The sequence below is a fragment of the Vibrio neptunius genome, from assembly GCF_000967495.1.
GTDB lineage: Bacteria > Pseudomonadota > Gammaproteobacteria > Enterobacterales > Vibrionaceae > Vibrio > Vibrio neptunius.
This window is the reverse complement of the sequence record NZ_JXXU01000035.1, coordinates 55,990-75,867: the sequence shown is the minus strand read 5'-3', so window position 1 is coordinate 75,867 and position 19,878 is coordinate 55,990. Positions and strand designations below refer to the sequence as shown.

Sequence of the window (19,878 nt, the reverse complement as noted above, 5' to 3'; positions counted from 1 at the left end):
TTCACCTGAGGCGAGGAGACTCATTACTGAACAATAAAGGTTTGAGTCGCTTCGTCCGCACTCACATTTCCACTATTCACTCCGGTTACCTGAACGACATAGTCTCCAGTCCACCAACTTGTCGCGTTAATATTTCCAGTAGACCAAGTTCCGTCCGATTCTACTGTCACCACTTCATCATGCTTTGTACTACTTAAAAAACTCCGTTTCACTTTAACTCTTAGCGTGCCATTGTTTTCCATCCCTTTAGACTGCCCAGTAATGTAAAATTCGCTCACTTCACCGGAATCGATAACATTCTCGCCGTTTACTGAGTCGATTTCGATCAATGGCTTAACAAAAAATGCTTCTTCATACACTTGCCCTGCACTATTGCCTGAAGCATTTTCAAAGTTGTTTAAGACCAAAGCTTCGGTCGCTCTACCCGCAGTCAAAGCAATCTCGCGATTTGTTTGTCCTGTCCATTGTTCCGACAGTTCACTGTCCAAGGTCACTTTAGTAAAGGTCATAGGTACACCAGCAAAGCTTCCCGACAGCCCTTTTACAGGATTATCGAAGTTAACGGTGACACTCACTGCATTGCTATGCTCAGGCTCAGATGGCGAGAGAGATTCCACTCCCGTTACGCTAGCAACAATATACACGCTATCTTCTCTAACAGGAGCCGCAGCACCACCTTGTTGGTTCGTACCCGTCACTTCAACACTTACTAACCCTAATGGCCAATCAGACATATTGTGACCGTGTGGTTCTGTTGTCCAACTTCCTGCCTCAGAAATGGGCACTGTCTGCTGCCAATGAAAAGCCGTATTTTCTTGTGAGGTTACTGTAACAGTGATCATTTCCGTACCCCCTGAGAAGCCAACACCAGTGCCATGAATCACAACATGTTCCGCTTCTTGAGAATTAATTTCATTGTTACCTTCTACTGGCTCAAGATACAGTACTGGTTTCACTCCGGTTGCAGTCTCTTTGAAGTCGACAGCAGTATTCCCTGACAGGTCCTCGTAGCCTGCGTTCACTCTCGCTACAATCGTGTCTTCATTTGACGACAGGGTGATAGGTGTCTCTGTACTGCCCACCCATTGCTTGGCGGGGGTGTGACCAGAAAAAGCCACAGCCACGCCACCTACATTCGCTGTCACACCTGTCACGAGCTCAGTAAAGTTCACTGTAATTGTCACACTCTGGCCGTCCTCAGGGGCCTCTGGGTCAAAGGCAATCTCCCCCACTATCCCTGGTGGCGTCACATCCGCATAGTTCATAGTAGAGGGTGCAGTCTCCGCTACCTGACCATTCTGGTTATGCCCTGTTACCGTCAGGTTAATATCACCACTTGGCCAGTTGCGGATATTTTGCTCTGAAGTACTCCATCCACCATTTTCTGAAACGTCAACGGTTTCACTAAAATGATATGTGCTTGGGTCTGAATCGAGACTTGCCACAACCGATACTTGATCGTCAGCTTTAAACCCTCGTGCAAATCCGGAAATCACTACCTGACTTGATTCCTCTTCGTCAATCGGCCCACCTCGCGGTGTCATCTCAATCACTGGTTTCACAGGTACTTCACTGGAACTCGATGTACCGTGATTGCCTTGCACATCCTGATACTGCGTTACAGTCACGGTTTTGAACACCTCATTGGCGTTCACAATCACCACATCTGACGTAACACCTTCCCAAATAGTGCTCTCATTACCTTGAGAGGTAAAATTCACATCGACACCGTCCACATTCGCGACGACATTCTTCACGCGCTCGCTAAATGTCAGGTTAACGGACACGACACGGTTGTCTTCGATAGGCACACCTGAGTTAACAGTAATACGGCTCACGTCTGGCGCGATATCATCCTCTAGAGCCACGTCCTGAGACACTAAAGTCGCCGCGTGCCCACCGCTATTTGAACCATTGACCGTGATCGTTAAGGTTCCGCTTTCCCATGATGAGATATCCTCGGGCGCAGTTTTCCATGCTCCCCCGCTCACTGTCACAGTCCCACTGAATGTTTCACCGAGAGGGCTATTATTGGAAACCGACACGCTCAATTGAGCACCATTTTCAAATCCTCGTGCCGTTCCTGAAACCACAAAGGCCCTCGCCTCGCTCGTCGATAAATCCAGAATTTCCGGCATTAGAATAATGGGCTTTACGTCAAGCGTCTTCTCATAGCGAGCCCCTAAATTCGGTGTACTCGCCGTATCTTGGTAATTTGAAACGACTAGCTTTGATGTAGAGGCACTACTTGGAAGGATCAGTGCTGGACTCGTCCCGACCCAGATTTTAGACACACCTTCATCAGGCTGGTTAAAGGTAATGGCTTGTCCATTTAGGACAACCTCTGGTTGTCTCACCCGCTCGCTAAAAGCCAGTGTCACGGTCGCGATTTCGCCATCAACCAGCATTTCTTCTGAAGCAGTGGTTAGTAACCTTGCCGCAGAGCCAGACATTGATATTTGAGATTGGTGAACTTGAGGAGCAATACTATCCACGTAGCTTGAATCCTTTTCTTGAGCCACGTACTGAGATTCTTCGCTATTTCTACCAATGACCTCAATAGTAAAACTCGACTCTTCCCAAGTTGACATATCTTGATTAGAAGTAGCCCAAGTACCATCTTGATTTACTGTGATCCCTGTCAATTCAAACTTATCAATGTTGGGACGCTTTTCTGAAACCACGTTTACAGACAACTGACTGTCCCTTAAAAAGCCTTTCGTTGAACCACTAAAACTAATGTTTTTAACGTCATCTACTGTGTTGTCAACGACATTATCATCCGTCACGTTATCAATAGTGATCGTCGGTGTAATAATGATATCTTCAGAAAATGCCTCACCGGCATTATTGAGCTCATCATGGTAACGACTCACCACTAAAGGTTTCGAATTCTCATCAGGATTGAGTGAAACCACATCCGACGTCGTCCCCGTCCAAGATTGCTTGTATTCTTGAGACTCACCAAAATCGATATCTATATCACTAAATGTTGCGGCGACCGATGTGACTGGTTTGTCGAATTGCAAGGTCACCGTGACACTGTCTACCTCAGTTGGGTGCTCAGGCGTTAAGGTAGTAAGGCTGCCAATAGGTGGTTCGTTATCCACATAATAAGTCGACGCAACATAAGGGCCTTGACTATTTCCTATACCATCTTCCACCTTAGCGATGATTTCAAAGTGTTCAGCGTCTACGAACTCTGGATCTAGGGAGTCAATCGTGAAGGCATAGACTTTTTTATAATCTGTTGATTTATCGCGATTAAGAACAAACTCTATCTCCGCCAACGTCTTTTTTTTTGAGCCATCCACCCAATAGGCAGACAGTACCGTTTTCTCCTCATTAACCGTTGCGATATCTTCAATAGTGACTTCTGATTGGACACTGCCAGCAATATTGTAATCAGTATCATTGCCGACTTGTGTGAATGATCCATGGGCCTGTTCATGATTCGGGACGACACTAACCGTGGGAGCCTGCTGGTCAATACTGCCACCTTGATCACTAAAGATATTCCCACCACCAAAGGTAGGGTTTGCGGTTGCGAAATGGTCCGCTTGATCAAGGGCTTCTTTAGATTCCACACCATGTAGGTCATGTGCCACATCATAGTAGCCTTGAGCGAGTTCTTCACGGTATGAATCGGAAGAGAGAGAATAATGACCAATAGTAATTTGACCACTTTCACCGATACCATTTGCCAAACCATCATGTGCTAAGTCTTGATAGAAGGCTGACGCGTACTCCACGGTACTCGAATTCGCTGCAGAGTTGTCTTCTGCCATTTGAGTTAAGCTTTCGAGTAAGAAACGGTAGATAAATGGGTCGGTTAAAGGGTCAGGGACAGAGCTTTCCAGCATCTTGTTAGTCGCGTACTTAGTTGAAATAGGATCGAAGCCAAGCATTGAGTGGTCTTGTGTTGCGAGTGCGTCCTTCACTTCAGCTAAGATTCTCTCCGCATTTTCTAACGTTTTTTCACCAGACGTTAGGTTGTCCCACTGACTATCGAACAAACCTGTGTGATAGCTAGAGAATTCTGTAATGTAAAGCGTTGTCTTATCTGCCCCAGAAAAATAGGCGCCTATATTTGCCGTCGGTAGAATATTAACATCAGTTTGTGTATCTAAACTCCACTGGAAGTAATGTGTAGGGTCATCACTTCCAAGTGAAACCTTAAAGAAATGATAATTTTTTGATTCGTAAGCTATGGTGCAACTGGCTTCATCATTGGCCCCATTGACAGCCTTAGTACGGCAGGTGCCCAAGGTATTAAAGTCACCCCTACTTTCATTTAGGCCTAGAAGTCTCACAGGTGCATCAATGAAGGGCGAAACAATGGTTACTTCTGGTTTATCAAACGTGGTTTTGAAGTATACTTCGTGAGAAATACTTTCATTACCGGAAGGATCGATCGCTGAGAGAACCAATTTTTGTGAATCAGAAGAAGTGGCATTAACAAATGAAGTATCTAGCACTTCCTTGACGAAAGGAATGTAGTATTTCATTTCAATCACTTTTTCATCGGTTCCAAAATTCAACTCTTCGAAGGGTATACCTTTGTTTTCTTCACTGACGGCATCACTTGCAATTTGCGTCGTCTGGCCATATTGCAAGTAAGAGCCGCTGTCACTTTTCTTACGGTAATACGTCACTTTGAACGTTAAATCGTCTGCTGAAGAGCTATAGGATCCACCTTCGGATGAATCCATTATCGTTGCAGTCACATAGGGCACAGAATGATCGAGTAACGTTTGTTCGCTGAATTGAGTAAAATCAAGCCCAGAAACGGTGGCGTCTAAACCATCAGCTGCAAATTTGTAGTCTATTTTGAGATACTTAGCCGCGGTATCTACTGATGACTCCGTGTATGTCGTATCTGTATACTTGTCAACAAGGTTATCTCCGTTTTGGTTTTCGTAGTTGAACTCCTCATTTGGAAAACTCAATGTAAGTATTGGTGGGACACTATCTTTGTATAGAGTGAATACTGACTTACCTTGATTACCATGGATATCTTCTGCTGTAATTGTGAAATTTGCACTGTCACCAAACGACCGAGTATCGTAAGCATTTGTCGTGAATTTACACCAGACATTATCGCCACTATTTATCGGCTCACACGTATTTGGAATCGCCTCACCACCAGAGAGAGAGACAAAGGCAGATTTTTGTTTAAGGGAATCAGGGTGCTCTTTAACTATCCCTGTTAGAATATATGTTGTCGCTGAAGCATTAATTGTTTCTGAAGAAGTCACCTCAATGACTGGCGCAACATTATCCCACTCGAATGGGACTTCAACGCCGACATCGTTTTGGTTTCCAAGCACATCAGCTGTCTTTACTAGAAGGTGGGCTTCTGTAACACGACTTTCAACACCTAGAGAATCTAATACTTCCGTATTGACGTAAACTTTGAGTCGAGTTTCCCTTGGCCCCTCTACAAAGTCACTCTTATCGGTCCAACACAGCTCAGCCTCCCTTGAGTATGAAGCATCACAAGACGCCTCCAACCACTCGCCACTCTCTAAGTGATACTTTAATTGGGATTTTGCAGACTGGACACCGACCTTATCTTTAAGTACAACTTCAATCGACTCTGTGCCCGTAAGAACACTATCTCCCTCCCTTTCTGCTGTCGGAGCATCTTTGTCAATGTCAATCCATTCTCGTGATGGAATCGCGCCTTCATCACTATCATTAGTGCCCAATGAGTTAAGGTTTTCAGCCAGCTTCATATAATCGGAAACGGGTGTCTTGGAGATATTCAGAGCTGGGTTACTAACTACAATCAACACATGTTCAGCCATACTGTTAGTGTAAAAATCCGAACTTAGTTCATGTGCACCAAAGTTTAGTTTCTGAGGAAAGGCTCCTTGATCGTCAAGCTCATAACCATTGAGCATCCCATCAGCAGCAATGTCTCTATATCCTAAATCTGCCAAATTCATCGATGTATATACACTGGATCCGGTGCCATCTTCATTAATATAATCGAATGAGTATGACGAGTAGGCCGTTAACAACGCCCCATATTTGTGGCCATCTGTCGCCGTGGTATTATGGCCACCTGTTGTAATATCTATTGGTTTGACCGAGTTTACGTTAAACCCATACATGTTATTAATTGTCTCGAGTGCCTCATCGATCGCGGTAGCAGCCTTTTCCCCCCTACTTATATTGAATTCAGCAAGACCAGAAACTAAATATGTTAAAGGTGTTATCATAACCGCTTGATCACTGCCCTCAGCATAGTTAATAACGCTAGTCATCTTTATCGACCTATTTTCGCTGACGCGAATGACTTTATTTGTTAATGGATCTAAGTAGCCTCCGCCTTCCGCGACAATGTAAAGAGGCATGGACGAAGCATCAACTTCAATTGAATAGGCTCCGGTTGAGTTGGTTGTCGATGTACCAAGCTTGCGTCCTACTTTTCCGCTTTGATATTCATATACGGTCACCAAAGCCTGCGAAACAGGTGCATCAAAAACAATTCCAGAAATCGTTGCATGCTCTCGAGATCTTGGTGATGAATCACCACCACCCCCACCACCGCAAGAGCTCAGTAATAAAATAGTGAAGATTGTCAGAAAAAGCTTAATGATATATTTATATCTCAAAATGATGCCGATGTGATGTTACCCAAAAGTAGCTAAAGTATATTTTCAGCTTGAATAATAACAACGTGGCAAAATGACTAGATATAATAGGTTTAACAGCGACGAACTATATTAAAATAGCAACAAAAAGATTTATATGTCAGTAAATTTAACTATTAGCATAGTAGAAATGATGGCTATTAAAAATTTATAACAAAAGATAACTATGATTTTTTTCAAAAAATAGATAGAGATAACAACAAAATATAAAAAAATAATATAACACAAACAAAAACAATCACAAAACAAATTAATAAATATTAGTTTTTATATTAAAATAAAGAATACCATTCAATAGAATAATATATAATAAGAAAGCAAAGGTAATTTGTATACTATGCCTAAAAAACATGAAAGCACAGTCTATTTTGATAAAGGCACTCTGCTAAAGCTTAATTTCACCACTACTTCTAGTCTTTTCCAGCTCCACACTTTTGATCACAAATATAGAGTTCTTATAGCGGCGAAGTTTACGCTCATGACCGCTCTGCAAGTCATAAATAGAAAGAGCGCATATCGTTTAGAATATGCGCCCTTGAATAGAGGTAGGTTGTCAGTAATTACTCAGTCGGTGCAATAGTGACTGGCTTAAAGGTTGCAACTGCATTGCCGCCTGCCCCTGGACGGTCAACATAGGTAGTGTTTTGCATCAAGGTGTAATACGTATCGACGTAGTCATCGTCGTTGGTCAGTAAGCCATCTGGAATCACATCAATGATTTTACCAGTAATTTGGGCAATGATAGCATAGCCTTGTACTTCCGGATCGGGAATCATTTTCAGAATATCTTCAGCCGCTTTAACCAATAGCTTGGCAAGCTCTTTATAGTCAGTACCATCATCTTGCTCCATCAGAATCATGTCGACAGCGCCCCAACGGTAACGTGGCCAAAGTATCATAGTTTGCCCTGGGTAGTAATCTTGACCATCGTAGTCAAGGTAAGGCATTTCGACTAAATCAATTTCCGGTTCAACTCGACTTGGATCAACACCTGTAATAATGGCGTAAACCTCAGCTTTTCCTGATATCCAGGGTTCTTGATCATCATTCAAGCGAATTTTAGTTAGCTGAGTGGTATTTAGAGGCTCAACGTTAGCAGCCGCAACCGAACGGCTCATTTTACTCATCTTGGCTACGGGTTTTGGTGCAGATTCATTGGTTGTTAGCTCAGTATCCTGACCTAAGCGTTTCATTTCTGCCTGCATGGCCATCAAACCAGCACGCAGTTCTTCTGCACCATTGCTGTCAACGACTAAGACCGGTACGTCTGGCATGTCATAAACGTCCAGTTGATGTACCTGACCATAAACATCATACGCTTCAATGTACTGCCAGTTAGAGTCGTCACCTGAGGGTTCAAAAGCAAACAGCGGGCTTTCACCCTCTTTCCAGTTTTTAACCATTGAAGCGTCTGCGATACGTAGCTCCATGATTGAATCGCTGTACTCACTGATGCCTTTCATTGCTCGGTAACTACGGTCAGCTTTTTGCATTTTCTGACTAAACGCTGAATATGGCTGAGCAGACTGAAGTGTGTCCAGAGGTGCGGATAGGTGTTCTTCGCTAATCTGTGACTTGATAGAGGATTCAAGATCAGCATAGCGAGCACTGATCTGTAATGCGATAGATTGTTTCTGTTGTGCAATCGCCTCAGCCTTGGATTGAGCATCTGTTGTGTCTACAACATTCTGCGCATTCGACTGGAAGCCAACCACTGCCGTTGCAAGCATAATGCTAATAGATAGGTTTGGTCTCATAAAAATGATCCTTATTTTAATTTTTATCCTGATGTAGAGCTTTAGCCCTACACGTAAAAACCTATCATCAATATCAATAAGTGGAAGTAAAACGATTGCTTTTTGTTTGATTTTTCAGCTCAAGATCACTTTTTGACCAAATTGTATGATATTTAATCTTATATGCATTGGAATATCCAAATTAATAATCCAGTCATTATTTAATTTATAATATTATTAACTAAAAGAGCACCTTAGGTGCTCTTTTGGGTTCTAATAGGTGGCGTAAAGTTCGACTTCTCCACCTTGCTGTTCAGCACTCAACGTAAAGTGGACGTAACCAGCCTCCTCTACCTCAAACTGGACAAACTCATTGCTATCACTCTGCTGCCCAGACACATCAAAGCTCTCTCTTGTTGCCCAAGAATGTTGACCGACAAACACATCTACGTTACTTGGAATTTCGTCTGCTGCAGTTATCCAAAGCCGAACTGTTGCAGGTCTCTCAACATACATGCCCACATAACGTGTTTGCTTTACCTTTAACTGCATAGGTTCGTTCGCTGACATCAGTTTTGGCGTCAAGTCATCTTGCTCAATGTTCGGGGAGCGAGTGACCGTTTTACTTGTTACCCTTACGGATTCAAATGATTCGCGGGCTGTTAAGCTGAAATAGTAGCGCCCCGGTGCAATGTAGCCATTTTCTTGGGTTTGAATCTTGATTGCCTCGTTACTTCCGCGTTGAAAGTCGGAAACCTGATACTCATAGTAGTGTGCAACACTTTGATAGCTGGCATACAAGTCAGCATCACCATCACCTTCAATCGAAACAGAGAATTCTGTCACTTCAGAGGGGATATCGATGTAAAACAGATGCTCCTCGTAGGCGTTAGCGCTATAGTCTTGGGCGTGGTTTGCGCCAAAACTCACTATTTTTGCTGAGTCTTGTGGCGATGGGTCCGACTCTCCGTCACCGTTGTGCGAACCAGAATCAGTAGATGAGACTGTTTCTAACCACAATGCAAACTCGCTATTGAACTCAACACCCAAGCGCTTCGCTTGTTCACTCCAAGTCGCATAATCTCCTTTTCTTGCAAATTCTAGTAAACGAGCCATGTGCTGAGGGTGTTCTTCCAACATAAATCTAACCCCTAGATAACCCCAGCGGTAGATGCGGTTAGTGTCGTCTTCGTAGGTAGTTTCAATCACTTCACTCAAAGACATCGGCTGATGTTCAATCAAATCCACCGCCGCTTGGTAATCTTGACGGTAATGCATATACTCTGCGAACCCTTCCAGCCACCAGACCATATGACCACTGCTTAAGGTATCACTAAAATCACCATAGAGATTGAAACGACCATCTAAATAGTGAATGTACTCGTGCTCAAGATTTAAGATGGCCAGTTCATCACCGGCATCGTAGCGATAGGCTAAAAAGCGCGCCACATTTTCCGGTTTGGACGGATCGCCCTCTAGATACTGACCTCCATTGTCCGTGCTATTGCCGAACAGGAAATGAGAGTAAGCGACATATGCATCGTTGTCCTTCCAGACCACCACTTCGACATTATCATTGTGATCGTCATTGACTGGAGCCCAACCAGAGTTCACGACCTGATGAAAATCTGCTTCAACCGCTGACAGAACCTCACACGCCTTTTCAGACTGTTGCTCGGATAAGTTTTGCGAACGAATAATCGCGGCCCCCTGACATTGATAGCGGTACGGAAGAACGCTAAGCTCAAGCTTCGACTTACTTTGTTCAAGCTTTAACTTTTTGCCTTCTTCTGGCGCATAAAACAAGATCATCTCTGCAGCAGCGATCCATAATCGTTCACCTTCAGTGCCAATTGCATTACGTGCTAAAGTCCGTTTCATAAACGCCATCACCTGGCTACGTAGCTTCTCATCTCTACTCGCCAATAGCCGACCAGATTCACGTACAGCGTTGTAGATAAGAAATTCTGCGTCGGTACCCAGTGCCCAGAGATTCTGATCAACAAACGTTTCTAGCCTCACAAGATACTCTTGGTGAGCAGCAACATCCGCATAGAAATAGTCTCGCGCTACGTGACCATTCATCGCTCTGAACAGGTTGTTCAATCCATCCACATACTGCAGTTGTTGGCTATTTTGACGATTGAAGCTTTCAAGCAAGTCAAGCATGGCTGGCATTGCGCTAGGTAATTGTTTCACGCTGTCGACCAATATGCTCATTGCAGACATTGCACGTACCTGTTCGCGCCCAGTCGATTGAGCATATTGGCTGCTTAAGAATCGGGCTGAGATTTGGGCAAGCTCACGACTCAACTGTTCAGAATAGTACCCATAGTTTGATTGAGTTGAGTAACGCGCAAAGTACGCCGCTTTGATCAACTCACTAAGGTTGGCAATTCGCTTTGCCTGCTGCTCATCCCCATCATATTGTGTGACTTCGTCTAGCAAGACGCGCTGTACTTGCTTTATTGAAGTCTCGCTGTAAATACCTATTGCTGCGTCTTCGGGTGCATTGAACCAGGAAGAATAACAAGATGAATCCGCGACTTTGACTTGTTCCACCCAATCAGAGGAGCGCGAAAGTAACTCGTACTCACACTCAGGGGCGGCAAAGGCATTGAAACTGAGTCCTGCCAATAGCAGAGCGCTAGCAATTTTCTGGGGGATAAACAAACGTTGATTGTGCTTCATACGCAACACCTTACTTATGGTAATTATTTGGGGCTGCGTTATATCAACTATTTATCAATCGTATAAGACCAATTTATGAACAATTTAGAGACTGGTTCCGATAATGCCTTCGATTAAATTTTCGCAAACGATTAAATAAAACACTTATTTAACAACTATTTATATGTAAAAAAGTGTGTACGAAACTCGCTAATCTGCTGCTCAACGTACTGCTGCCACTCATGATCAGACATTGCCGACCCCGCTGTTGAACGTTGTTGGTCAAGTGATTGTTTGAGATCAGACAACTGGCTTTGATAGCTTTTAACTTGTACCTCCTGACTGGCAACTTGTTGCTCTCGTTGAGCAATGGATGCCGACTGTTCCGCATTCAGGTACTTGGCAGACAGTTGTGCTTTTGCTTGATCCTTTTGCAGCTGCGTAAACGTGCTTGGTATTAGACTTACGCCTTTTTCATAACGTGCTGCGCCACTATCTAAAGACAGCGACTCTACATTGTGTTGCCATTGTTCTAGTAATGCTTCGTAGCTTTCAACGTAACTCACAGCGCTATCAGTCGCTAAACTCTGGGACGCCAAACTAAAGTCATAGAGCGCATATTCTTCAGCAAACATAACGTTTGCCAGCTCGCCCCAGATCAACAATGCCTGCCGCTTTATTTCTGCAATTCGATCAGATAACGAGTGGTATTGATTGAGCTCCAACTCTCCCATTACATTTTGCCACTGTGCTTTCAATTGAGGATAACGAGCAAGGAGATGATACCTAGCATCCGATAGCTCAGCTTTGAGCTCATTCAGTACCTGTTCACAATCATTACGCCATTGGCACTCTTGCCAAAAAGATTCCAAAGCCTCTACCAACGATTTCCCTGTGCTTTTCGCAACAGAGCTTGGCACTATCTCTCGACTGGGTTGAATAAGACTTTCGGTGTGTCCTCTATCTTCTACAACCGTTCGATAGCGATTCTCGTTAGAAGCGATAGATTGAGCAGAATCTTCTCTTTCAATCACCGTCCCTGCACTGGCAATCTCATCCTCTGGCCAGAGAAAGATGCCTGCAACAATGGCAAGCATCATCAGTATATAACGATAGACCACTACTTAATCACCGCAGAAACTGGGAAATGATCTGATAAGTTGTAGTGCTTCCACAGACGCTCATCTGTGCTACGCGGTACATCAACACGGTTATCGTTGAATGATTTCACCGAATACTCATCACTCACCATAACGTAATCAAGATATTCAACATTCTCACCACCTGACATCGCTTTGCCGGCAAAACCATTAATACGTGGGTCGAAAGTCGACTCGGTATACCCTGAGTATTGCGGTTCAATGGCACTGAGATTTGCAATCATCTGTTGATAATCACCCGGAAATTTACGCTTGTTCACATTGAAATCACCGCTATAAACCACTGTTTCACTTGTCGGAATATTGAGCGAAGTGGCAAGTTCACGGATCTGTTTGAACTGACGCTGACGATAATCACGCGCGGTGTCTGTATCAAACGACGCTGTATGCGTTGCAAACACGTGATAAGCCTCACCACCTTTAATCACTTCTGCGTAGTTGACACCTTTGTCTGCGAAGCAATCTGTGCCGGTACAATCAGGGAATACATACTGGGCTTGATTGACGATTGGGTAACGGCTGACGATAGTCACACCGCCGTCGTAAATGTTGATACCATCTTTATCTAACATCTTGGTTTGGTAAGGATACTCTTTTGCCAATTCGCGTAGAAACTCCTCTCGACCGCTAGCAAACACTTCTTGCAAAGCCAAAACGTCGTAACCTTTGACGTATTCAGGGATCAGTGCGTAGCGGTCACCAATATGTGAAGCAATAACAGGCAATGCCCAAATGTTGTAAGTCATTAACTTCAGGGTGTTTTCATCTGGCTCAACAGCTTCATCGACTTTGGCAGGTGTGATGGTGTAGTAAAGGTCATCATAGCGAGCGGTATTCGCGGACTTGAACGCCAACTCCGCTTGCCGATCACCAAACGCGGCCGTATTAAAGCGGTGTACATTACGGTCATCTTTTAGAGCCAGTTCAACATCAGATGAAGAGACTCCATATTCAATGGTTGAGTTATACCAATGCCCTTCCATCACTTGGTTTAACACAACACTTTCGCCCACGGGGTTGGAAAGCACCGTATTGAATTGGTATGTTTTACCCGATTTGACCCCTTCCCAACGATTAAAACTGAGCACTTGCTTAGTCTCCCATGGCCCAAGCGTTTCTATGTGTTGCTTCCATTCTTCGCCGTATTCAAGTAAATCGGTGCCATCATGGCTCACCTGAATAGTCAGAGACTGGTCTGAATTATTGGTTAAATATACATCTGTGTCCGCTAAAACGGGAAGCGCCATCAGAGACGCTAACAAGAGATTCCACTGCTTGAGATTCATGTTTTGTTCCTTAGTTTTTGTTTGAAGGCTAGAACCTAAAGCAAACAAGTTGCATATTTGTTATAAATATATGAAAAGATAAAAATCACGTAAGTTGATGAAAATATGTGATGGAAAGTCTATTTTTTGATCAAATATTGTTTAAAATTTAACATTTAGCCACGTCTTACTAGACTCTACTTATATCAATAAACCTATCAGTAGAGATGAAATAGCCTCGGCACATTATCAAGATGCTTTTGACGATGAGTGACGCTGAAATCCAACGAAAATTGCCTAATTCTCCCCTATAGAGGAGGCGTTAGGTTATTTCGAGATCGTTGACGAGCCAGCTTTTATAAACCAGTATCGAACGCCTCTAGTGAAGCGGTTTAACGGCTACTTATTGATGGTAAAACCTGAAGATTGGTTTGCAGCGTAGCCGTCTGGATCCTTATTCCCGCTCCGCATGTCGAGGGGGCACAACCTGTCAGCGACGTTAATCCCTCAGTGAAGCTAACAACGAAAAAGCTCAGCGAATGCTGAGCTTTGTGCGAAGTCACGACCTACTGACGGCAACCTGATGTATTGAAATCAACCACCAGTGCTGCATTGCTGAACTCTCCAGAAACTTTCAAGTACCCCCAGTAATTCGCCTGACCATTAAGAGTGATACATTCCGAGTTTCCTGAATTATCAGACCATCCATGAAGATTAGAACCTTCATCATTTGGCCAGCCAAAGTTACTGTACTCCAGTTTGAGATCACCCGTACCATGCGCCGATGTAATCGACATCGACTGATATTCATTAACCCCTTCGATACTCAGCCATATTGGTGACTGAGACGCCAAACATACGGGCTCTCCGGCAGTCAATCGCCCACCACTGACTTTCGGACGAACGGCACAATCGGTAGGCAAAGAATCGTTGTCACCTTGGCTGCGAATATTGATCGATGCGCTGGTATTGGCCGTCAGACCATCATTATCTGTGACCGTTAAGCGGACCGAATAACTCCCCTCACTACTGTATTGGTGCGTCGGATTGGCCTCTGAACTGGTCGCGCCGTCACCGAATTCCCAGAGGTAACTCGAGATTTGACCGTCGGAGTCTGAGCTATCTTTACTGCTGAATGAAATGGATTCACCTACTTGTCCCTCACTGTTGACCGATATTATCGCTGTTGGTGGCTGTGGTTCCGAACCACCATTCACCAACTCTTGCTGCCATTGTTCAAACTCACTTTGGTAAGCTGTAGACCAGCCGTTGATGACGGTTTTATATTGCGACCAGTTACCTTTACGCGTTTCCACCAGCATCTGATTTACATCATCCATATGTCGCTCAAACATGAAGCGGACTGCCAGATACCCCCAGCGATAGATTCTGTCGACATCAAAACCATCATACGTTGTCTCAAAAATCTCATTCAACGTGTAAGTTGAGCCGTCTTTGATCGTATCTATGGCTTTCTGATTGTTGTCTTCGTTGGCGATGTACTCCGCTATACCTTCACTCCACCACACAACCTTTTCAGTTGGATGACCAAAATCGCCATACATATCAAATCGACCGTCCAAATAGTGGACGTACTCGTGTTCAAGGTTCCAAACAAAATGATCAGGATTTGCGTAGGAGGCTTCATAAGCAATAAAGTTAGGCACGTTGCCTTGCTTGGAAGGATCGCCTTCTAGGTACATACCGCCGTTGTTGGTATCAATACCAAAAATCGGTCCGGCGTATTTGCCGTAGTCATTGCTGCTGTCGAAGATGTTCACTTGCAACTGAGTATTGTAGTCATCAGCTACTGGTTGGTTACCCGTTTCTAAACGCTGATGGAAGTAACCTTCCTCATAACCCATTTTTTCACAGGCTGATTGGTGTTGAACCTCAGTCATATTCTGGGACAATATACGAACAGATGGGCCACAGGTGTAGCTTTGTGACAGCACTAACGACTTCAATTCTGTTTTGAAGTTACATATGTCCAGCTCTGTACAATCTGAGTAGTATGAAGCAGTATCAGCCGTTCCCAGCCACACCGAATCACCAAAGCCATACATTTCATACTGATCAAAGATCTGCTTCACCTTAGCTTTGACATTGGCTTCAATAGTCGTGTTTTGATAACGCGTTAATCGACCGAGTTCACGGCCTGCATTTGCCGCCATAAACTCATCATCACGTCCAATTGAGTTTCGGTTTAACGCAAAACTCGATAACGCATTCACTAGATCAGTCTGCTCGCCGATTTTCGCCTTGTACTCATCATTCCAGCTGCCACCAAACAACACGGTGAAGACGCTGTTTACTGCATTACGCATGTACCAGCTCTGCGCGTAGTCTGCATTCCAACGGTTGAGCCATTGCGTGACAACATCGATGTAATAATGTTCTAGGCTGGCGCTGTCCATCGTAATGATCACTTCCGCTAACACTTTACCGTGAGCATCACTGTTGTCGTAAAAATGACTGTTAGCAACAAACGCATCTACCGCCGCTTTCACTGCAGGACGTACCAATGTGTTGAAGCTGATCTTGTCGTTGTAAAATTCCGCGTAATACCCTGCACGTAGATAGAGGAACAATGCTTCAAGTTCATTGTTTCCTCCACCCTGATAGCTCTTAGCTAAAGTAGTGGTATGTTTGGCCACGTTGAACATGTTGCCAGATTCAAACGTTATCTCCTGAATACGGCTTTCAGCAGAGAACAGCTCATTAACACAACTAGCACCTTGAGTCGTGATGGTGTTAATCAGGCTAATGCTATTTGATGTCGCGAACGCCTCAACGTCACATGGTACGGCGGCTTCATCCGCCGCAATCATGTTAAACGCTTTGATTGTTGGTTGAGGCTTCTTCGGGGTGAGTTTCGTTGGGGAGTATTCAAGGTGTTGATCTTCTACACCATGATGATGATTGTGTTCTGCGTCGAGTTCGACAACTTGTGGTACGGGGGCACTGATGGCGTAGGCATTCGCACTAAGTAAAACACTAGCCACTGCCACTGTTATTTTTTTAAGTTCCATCTTTTTTTTTCTTCTGTCTGTCGTTAAGTAGGAGCACTTCACGGCGAAGCGCTATATGCAATCGGTTACCCGATCACTACTCACTCTAAACAGAGAAAAACGCTTGTAGTAAGAAAAATATAAACAACGGATTATTGGGTCTCAGTTTCTGATCTTACTAGTTTCAGAAATCCGATCTCAATGATATTTTCTGGTAGAAGTTCAATTTTATGCTACGCAGGTGACAACGTTTGTAAGTAGTAGAAGCCTCTGCAAATCTATACAAAAAAGCCACCGATTACGGGTGGCTTTCTTATTACTCGTCGTCTGCTTTCGGGGCGACTTTCTTTTTCGGAATAAAGACAGAATCACCTACTGCGACATTCTGATAAAAACCTTTATCACGCTGGGTAGGCTTCTTCACTGTTTTCTTCACTTGTGGTTTAGTGTTCTTGACGACTTTCTTCTTACCACGGTAATCCGGCTTACGTGGTTTGATTCCTTTGAATTTACCTTTTAAACCTTCCAGTTCAGAGAACGTAAGGTCTTGCTGGAGATAAGCTTCAACACGCTTAAAGCTATCCCAGTCTTTCGGGCCAACCAAAGACACTGCGTCGCCTTTATTACCAGCACGGCCAGTTCGACCAACACGGTGAACGTACTCTTCGGTGTGCTTAGGCATATCAAAATTGACAACGTGTGTGACGTTGGCAATATCCAAACCACGAGAAGCGACATCTGTTGTGACCAGAATTTTGAACACTGCACGCTCAAACTGGCTCATGATGGTGTTACGCTGGGTCTGGTTCAGGTTACCACTCAGAGCTATGGCTTTCAGCTTCTTCTCGTTGAGCTTGTCCGTTAGGCGCTCCGTGTCTACGCGAGTCGCAGTAAAGATGATCAACTGCTTGTATTCAGCTTCTTCCAGAATGCGATCCAGAATCGCTTCTTTGTGATCAAGATGGTCACACAAATAGAACTTCTGCGTGATGTCTTTATGCTCTTCATTAGAAACACCAATCGCGATACGTTTTGGAGCATCTAACATTTCAAAAGCAATTTCATTCACTTCGGCGTGATCAAGGGTTGCCGAGAACATCAGAGTTTGACGACGGCGGTGCTTAGCAGCGTTATGAATACGACGTAACTCAGGTGCAAAGCCCAGATCAAGCATACGGTCCGCTTCATCAAGAATAAGCGTCTCTAGTCCGTCTAGGTAAAGCGAGCGGTGATCAAGGTGGTCCGCCAAGCGACCCGGTGTAGCAACAATAAATTTCGGGTAGCGACGTAACGCTTTCACCTGATCATTGAAGTTTTCACCACCTACAATCAAAGTCGCGTCATAAGACAAGCCACCCAACATAGAACGCAACTCACCGTATACTTGCTTCGCCAGTTCACGGGTCGGAGCCAAAATCACACCACGAGGATCTTTCGCTGAAAATGCTTTGTTTTTTAAAGACTTATGCAGCATAGGTAAGACAAACGCCAATGTTTTACCCGAACCCGTTTTTGAAGAAGCCAACAGATCTTTACCAGCAATCGACACAGGAATGGCTTGTTGCTGTATATCTGTCGCCTTCTTGAAATCGAAATGCTTCAAGTTTTTCAGTAAGCGATTATCTAGGCCTAAATCTTTAAAGTGCAAAGTATTCTCCAAGTTCAAATATACGTCTCAGCCTCGATCTCGGTGGCGGCTTAAACGCGAAAATTTTAAAAAACGCGCCATGATACCGTGAAAGGTTAGCACTGGATAGAGATCACAGAAAATTATCTTTTTTCACCTCGTTTACATCCCCCATTGTAGTTAGAACATTAACATTTATACCTCTCGCCAGTGAGACATATATCAACTAATTTGATCATTGCTTAAATCCTTGGGTTTTTTTGACTTTTTTCTGCTTTTTGAAGGGTGGAATTGAGTCTACACTTTACACACCGTCACTATATGAGCAGAAATGTATAGGACGTCTTTTTGATACTTACAATGCAAGGAGTTCATCTATGAACAAAATGTTGATCGCAGCTGCGGCGTCTTCTGTACTTCTTCTCGCTGGTTGTGCTTCTGGTCCAAACGACGCATCTTCAGCAAAACTTGACGAGCTGAGCAATCAAGTTAGCCAACTAAGCCAAGATGTACAAGCTCTTCAATCTGACGTACGTAAATCAGGTGATGCAGCAATGTCTGCTCAAGAAGAAGCAGCGCGCGCTAACGAGCGTATCGACAACATTGCTCAGTCTTATACTAAGTAAGATCAAGTAATGAATTTAGCCTCTTTAAATCAATGATTTAGAAAACGGCTAGGCGATAATTGGCGATGAAGTGGCGACATAAGTTGATGTCGCCGCTTTTGTTTTATCGCGATTACAAATCTAGATCATGTGACTGAACAGGCACATGTTTACGAAGAATAAATTCTCCCCCCGTTTTCAGGCCCCTTCTCTTTTTGTTTAACAAGGATCAATTCACGTATAAATAACTCGGAGAGACCACTTCCACTGGTACCCCATTCTGTGTAAGAATCGCCGCTCTCGCTTTAGCATCGGACAAATCAAACTCTTCCAGCCACCATTGCAGCTCCTTAGGGATATTCAAATCCTTCTTGCTACCATCACTTCGCGTTAACGGTTCGTGGGCTTCCAGAAATACACTCCGATCGGGTTCTAATGCAATTTTAACGGGTTCATTGATCACTCGGACTTTTTCACCCAATTTCACCTTGTGAAACAACCAATCAATATCTTTGGGCTCCATACGTATACAACCGGAGCTGACGCGTAATCCAATGCCAAAGTCTTTGTTAGTACCATGGATGAGGTAATTGCCAATACCATAAGCCAGTCTCAACGCATATTCCCCAAGCGGGTTTTCCGGCCCCGCTGGAACCACAGATGGAAGTTCAATGCCTTTTTCAAGGTATTCTTTGCGAATCGATGCGGGAGGTGTCCAAGTCGGATTGGGCCGTTTTTGACTTATGCTAGTCACCATCTCAGGGGTATCGCGCCCAACTCTACCAATACCAACCGGAAAAATATGCACTAGGTTCTTCTCTGGCTGGAAATAATACAGACGCAGCTCAGCGAGGTTGATGACTATCCCTTCTCGTGGCACTTGAGGAAGAATGATTTGCGTCGGCATCGTCAGGACAAAATCTTCTGCAGGTAGGAAAGGATCTACACCTTTATTGGCCGCCATCAAGGTAAGAAAGCCGACATCGTACTGCTTTGCGATATCGGCAAGGCTTTCACCGCTTTCCACTTTATGGTATTGCGCACGCCCGACCATGCTGCTTCCCTCTGGAGGTAGTGGGTAAGTTGCAGCATATAGGGATGTACTAAAGCAGCAACAGAGGGAAAATATTTTTCGCAGCATT

Annotated in this window: 9 protein-coding genes and 1 pseudogene; 2 read left to right on the top strand and 8 right to left on the bottom strand. The window is 44.1% G+C overall.

Translation table 11 applies throughout. From position 1 onward, the window contains the following. Window positions 1–23: 23 nt before the first annotated feature. The 5 genes from TW84_RS23755 to TW84_RS12105 all read right to left on the bottom strand — a co-directional run bounded on the left by TW84_RS23755 (window position 24) and on the right by TW84_RS12105 (window position 13,514). Window positions 24–6,623, bottom strand: coding sequence for a tandem large repeat (locus TW84_RS23755; RefSeq protein ID WP_052707919.1), 6,600 nt, complete (start codon window positions 6,621–6,623; stop codon window positions 24–26). A 599-nt stretch (window positions 6,624–7,222) separates the two neighbouring features. Then, a complete protein-coding gene (locus tag TW84_RS12120; protein WP_045975895.1) occupies window positions 7,223–8,419 on the bottom strand; it encodes a DUF3103 domain-containing protein in 1,197 nt (398 codons plus the stop codon). Window positions 8,420–8,671: 252 nt separating this feature from the next. Further along, window positions 8,672–11,089 carry a M9 family metallopeptidase gene (locus TW84_RS12115; protein ID WP_045975894.1) on the bottom strand — a complete coding sequence of 806 codons (2,418 nt, stop codon included), beginning with the start codon at window positions 11,087–11,089 and terminating at the stop codon, window positions 8,672–8,674. A gap of 155 nt (window positions 11,090–11,244) precedes the next feature. After that, window positions 11,245–12,189, bottom strand: coding sequence for an HlyD family secretion protein (locus TW84_RS12110; RefSeq protein ID WP_045975893.1), 945 nt, complete (start codon window positions 12,187–12,189; stop codon window positions 11,245–11,247). Next, window positions 12,189–13,514, bottom strand: coding sequence for a sphingomyelin phosphodiesterase (locus TW84_RS12105; RefSeq protein ID WP_045975892.1), 1,326 nt, complete (start codon window positions 13,512–13,514; stop codon window positions 12,189–12,191). The genes TW84_RS12110 and TW84_RS12105 overlap by 1 nt, the downstream gene beginning before the upstream one ends. A 245-nt stretch (window positions 13,515–13,759) precedes the next feature. Here TW84_RS12105 and TW84_RS24560 point away from each other — a divergent pair. Further along, window positions 13,760–13,996: pseudogene (locus TW84_RS24560) on the top strand (hypothetical protein). Between the two features lie 63 nt (window positions 13,997–14,059). On the opposite strand, the gene TW84_RS12100 reads toward TW84_RS24560, so the two are convergent. Both TW84_RS12100 and TW84_RS12095 read right to left on the bottom strand, forming a co-directional pair. Next, window positions 14,060–16,525 carry a collagenase gene (locus tag TW84_RS12100; protein ID WP_045975891.1) on the bottom strand — a complete coding sequence of 822 codons (2,466 nt, stop codon included), beginning with the start codon at window positions 16,523–16,525 and terminating at the stop codon, window positions 14,060–14,062. Between the two features lie 295 nt (window positions 16,526–16,820). After that, window positions 16,821–18,164: a DEAD/DEAH box helicase gene (locus TW84_RS12095; RefSeq protein WP_045975957.1), complete on the bottom strand. Its 1,344-nt coding sequence runs from the start codon at window positions 18,162–18,164 to the stop codon at window positions 16,821–16,823. Window positions 18,165–18,508: 344 nt separating this feature from the next. On the opposite strand from TW84_RS12095, the gene TW84_RS12090 reads away from it, so the two are divergent. Then, entirely contained in the window at window positions 18,509–18,757 is a 249-nt protein-coding gene (locus TW84_RS12090) for an Lpp/OprI family alanine-zipper lipoprotein (RefSeq protein WP_045975890.1), read from the top strand. Window positions 18,758–18,965: 208 nt separating this feature from the next. Here TW84_RS12090 and TW84_RS12085 read toward each other — a convergent pair whose 3' ends face one another. Beyond that, window positions 18,966–19,877 carry a L,D-transpeptidase family protein gene (locus tag TW84_RS12085; RefSeq protein WP_045975889.1) on the bottom strand — a complete coding sequence of 304 codons (912 nt, stop codon included), beginning with the start codon at window positions 19,875–19,877 and terminating at the stop codon, window positions 18,966–18,968. Between the last annotated feature and the right edge of the window lies 1 nt (window position 19,878).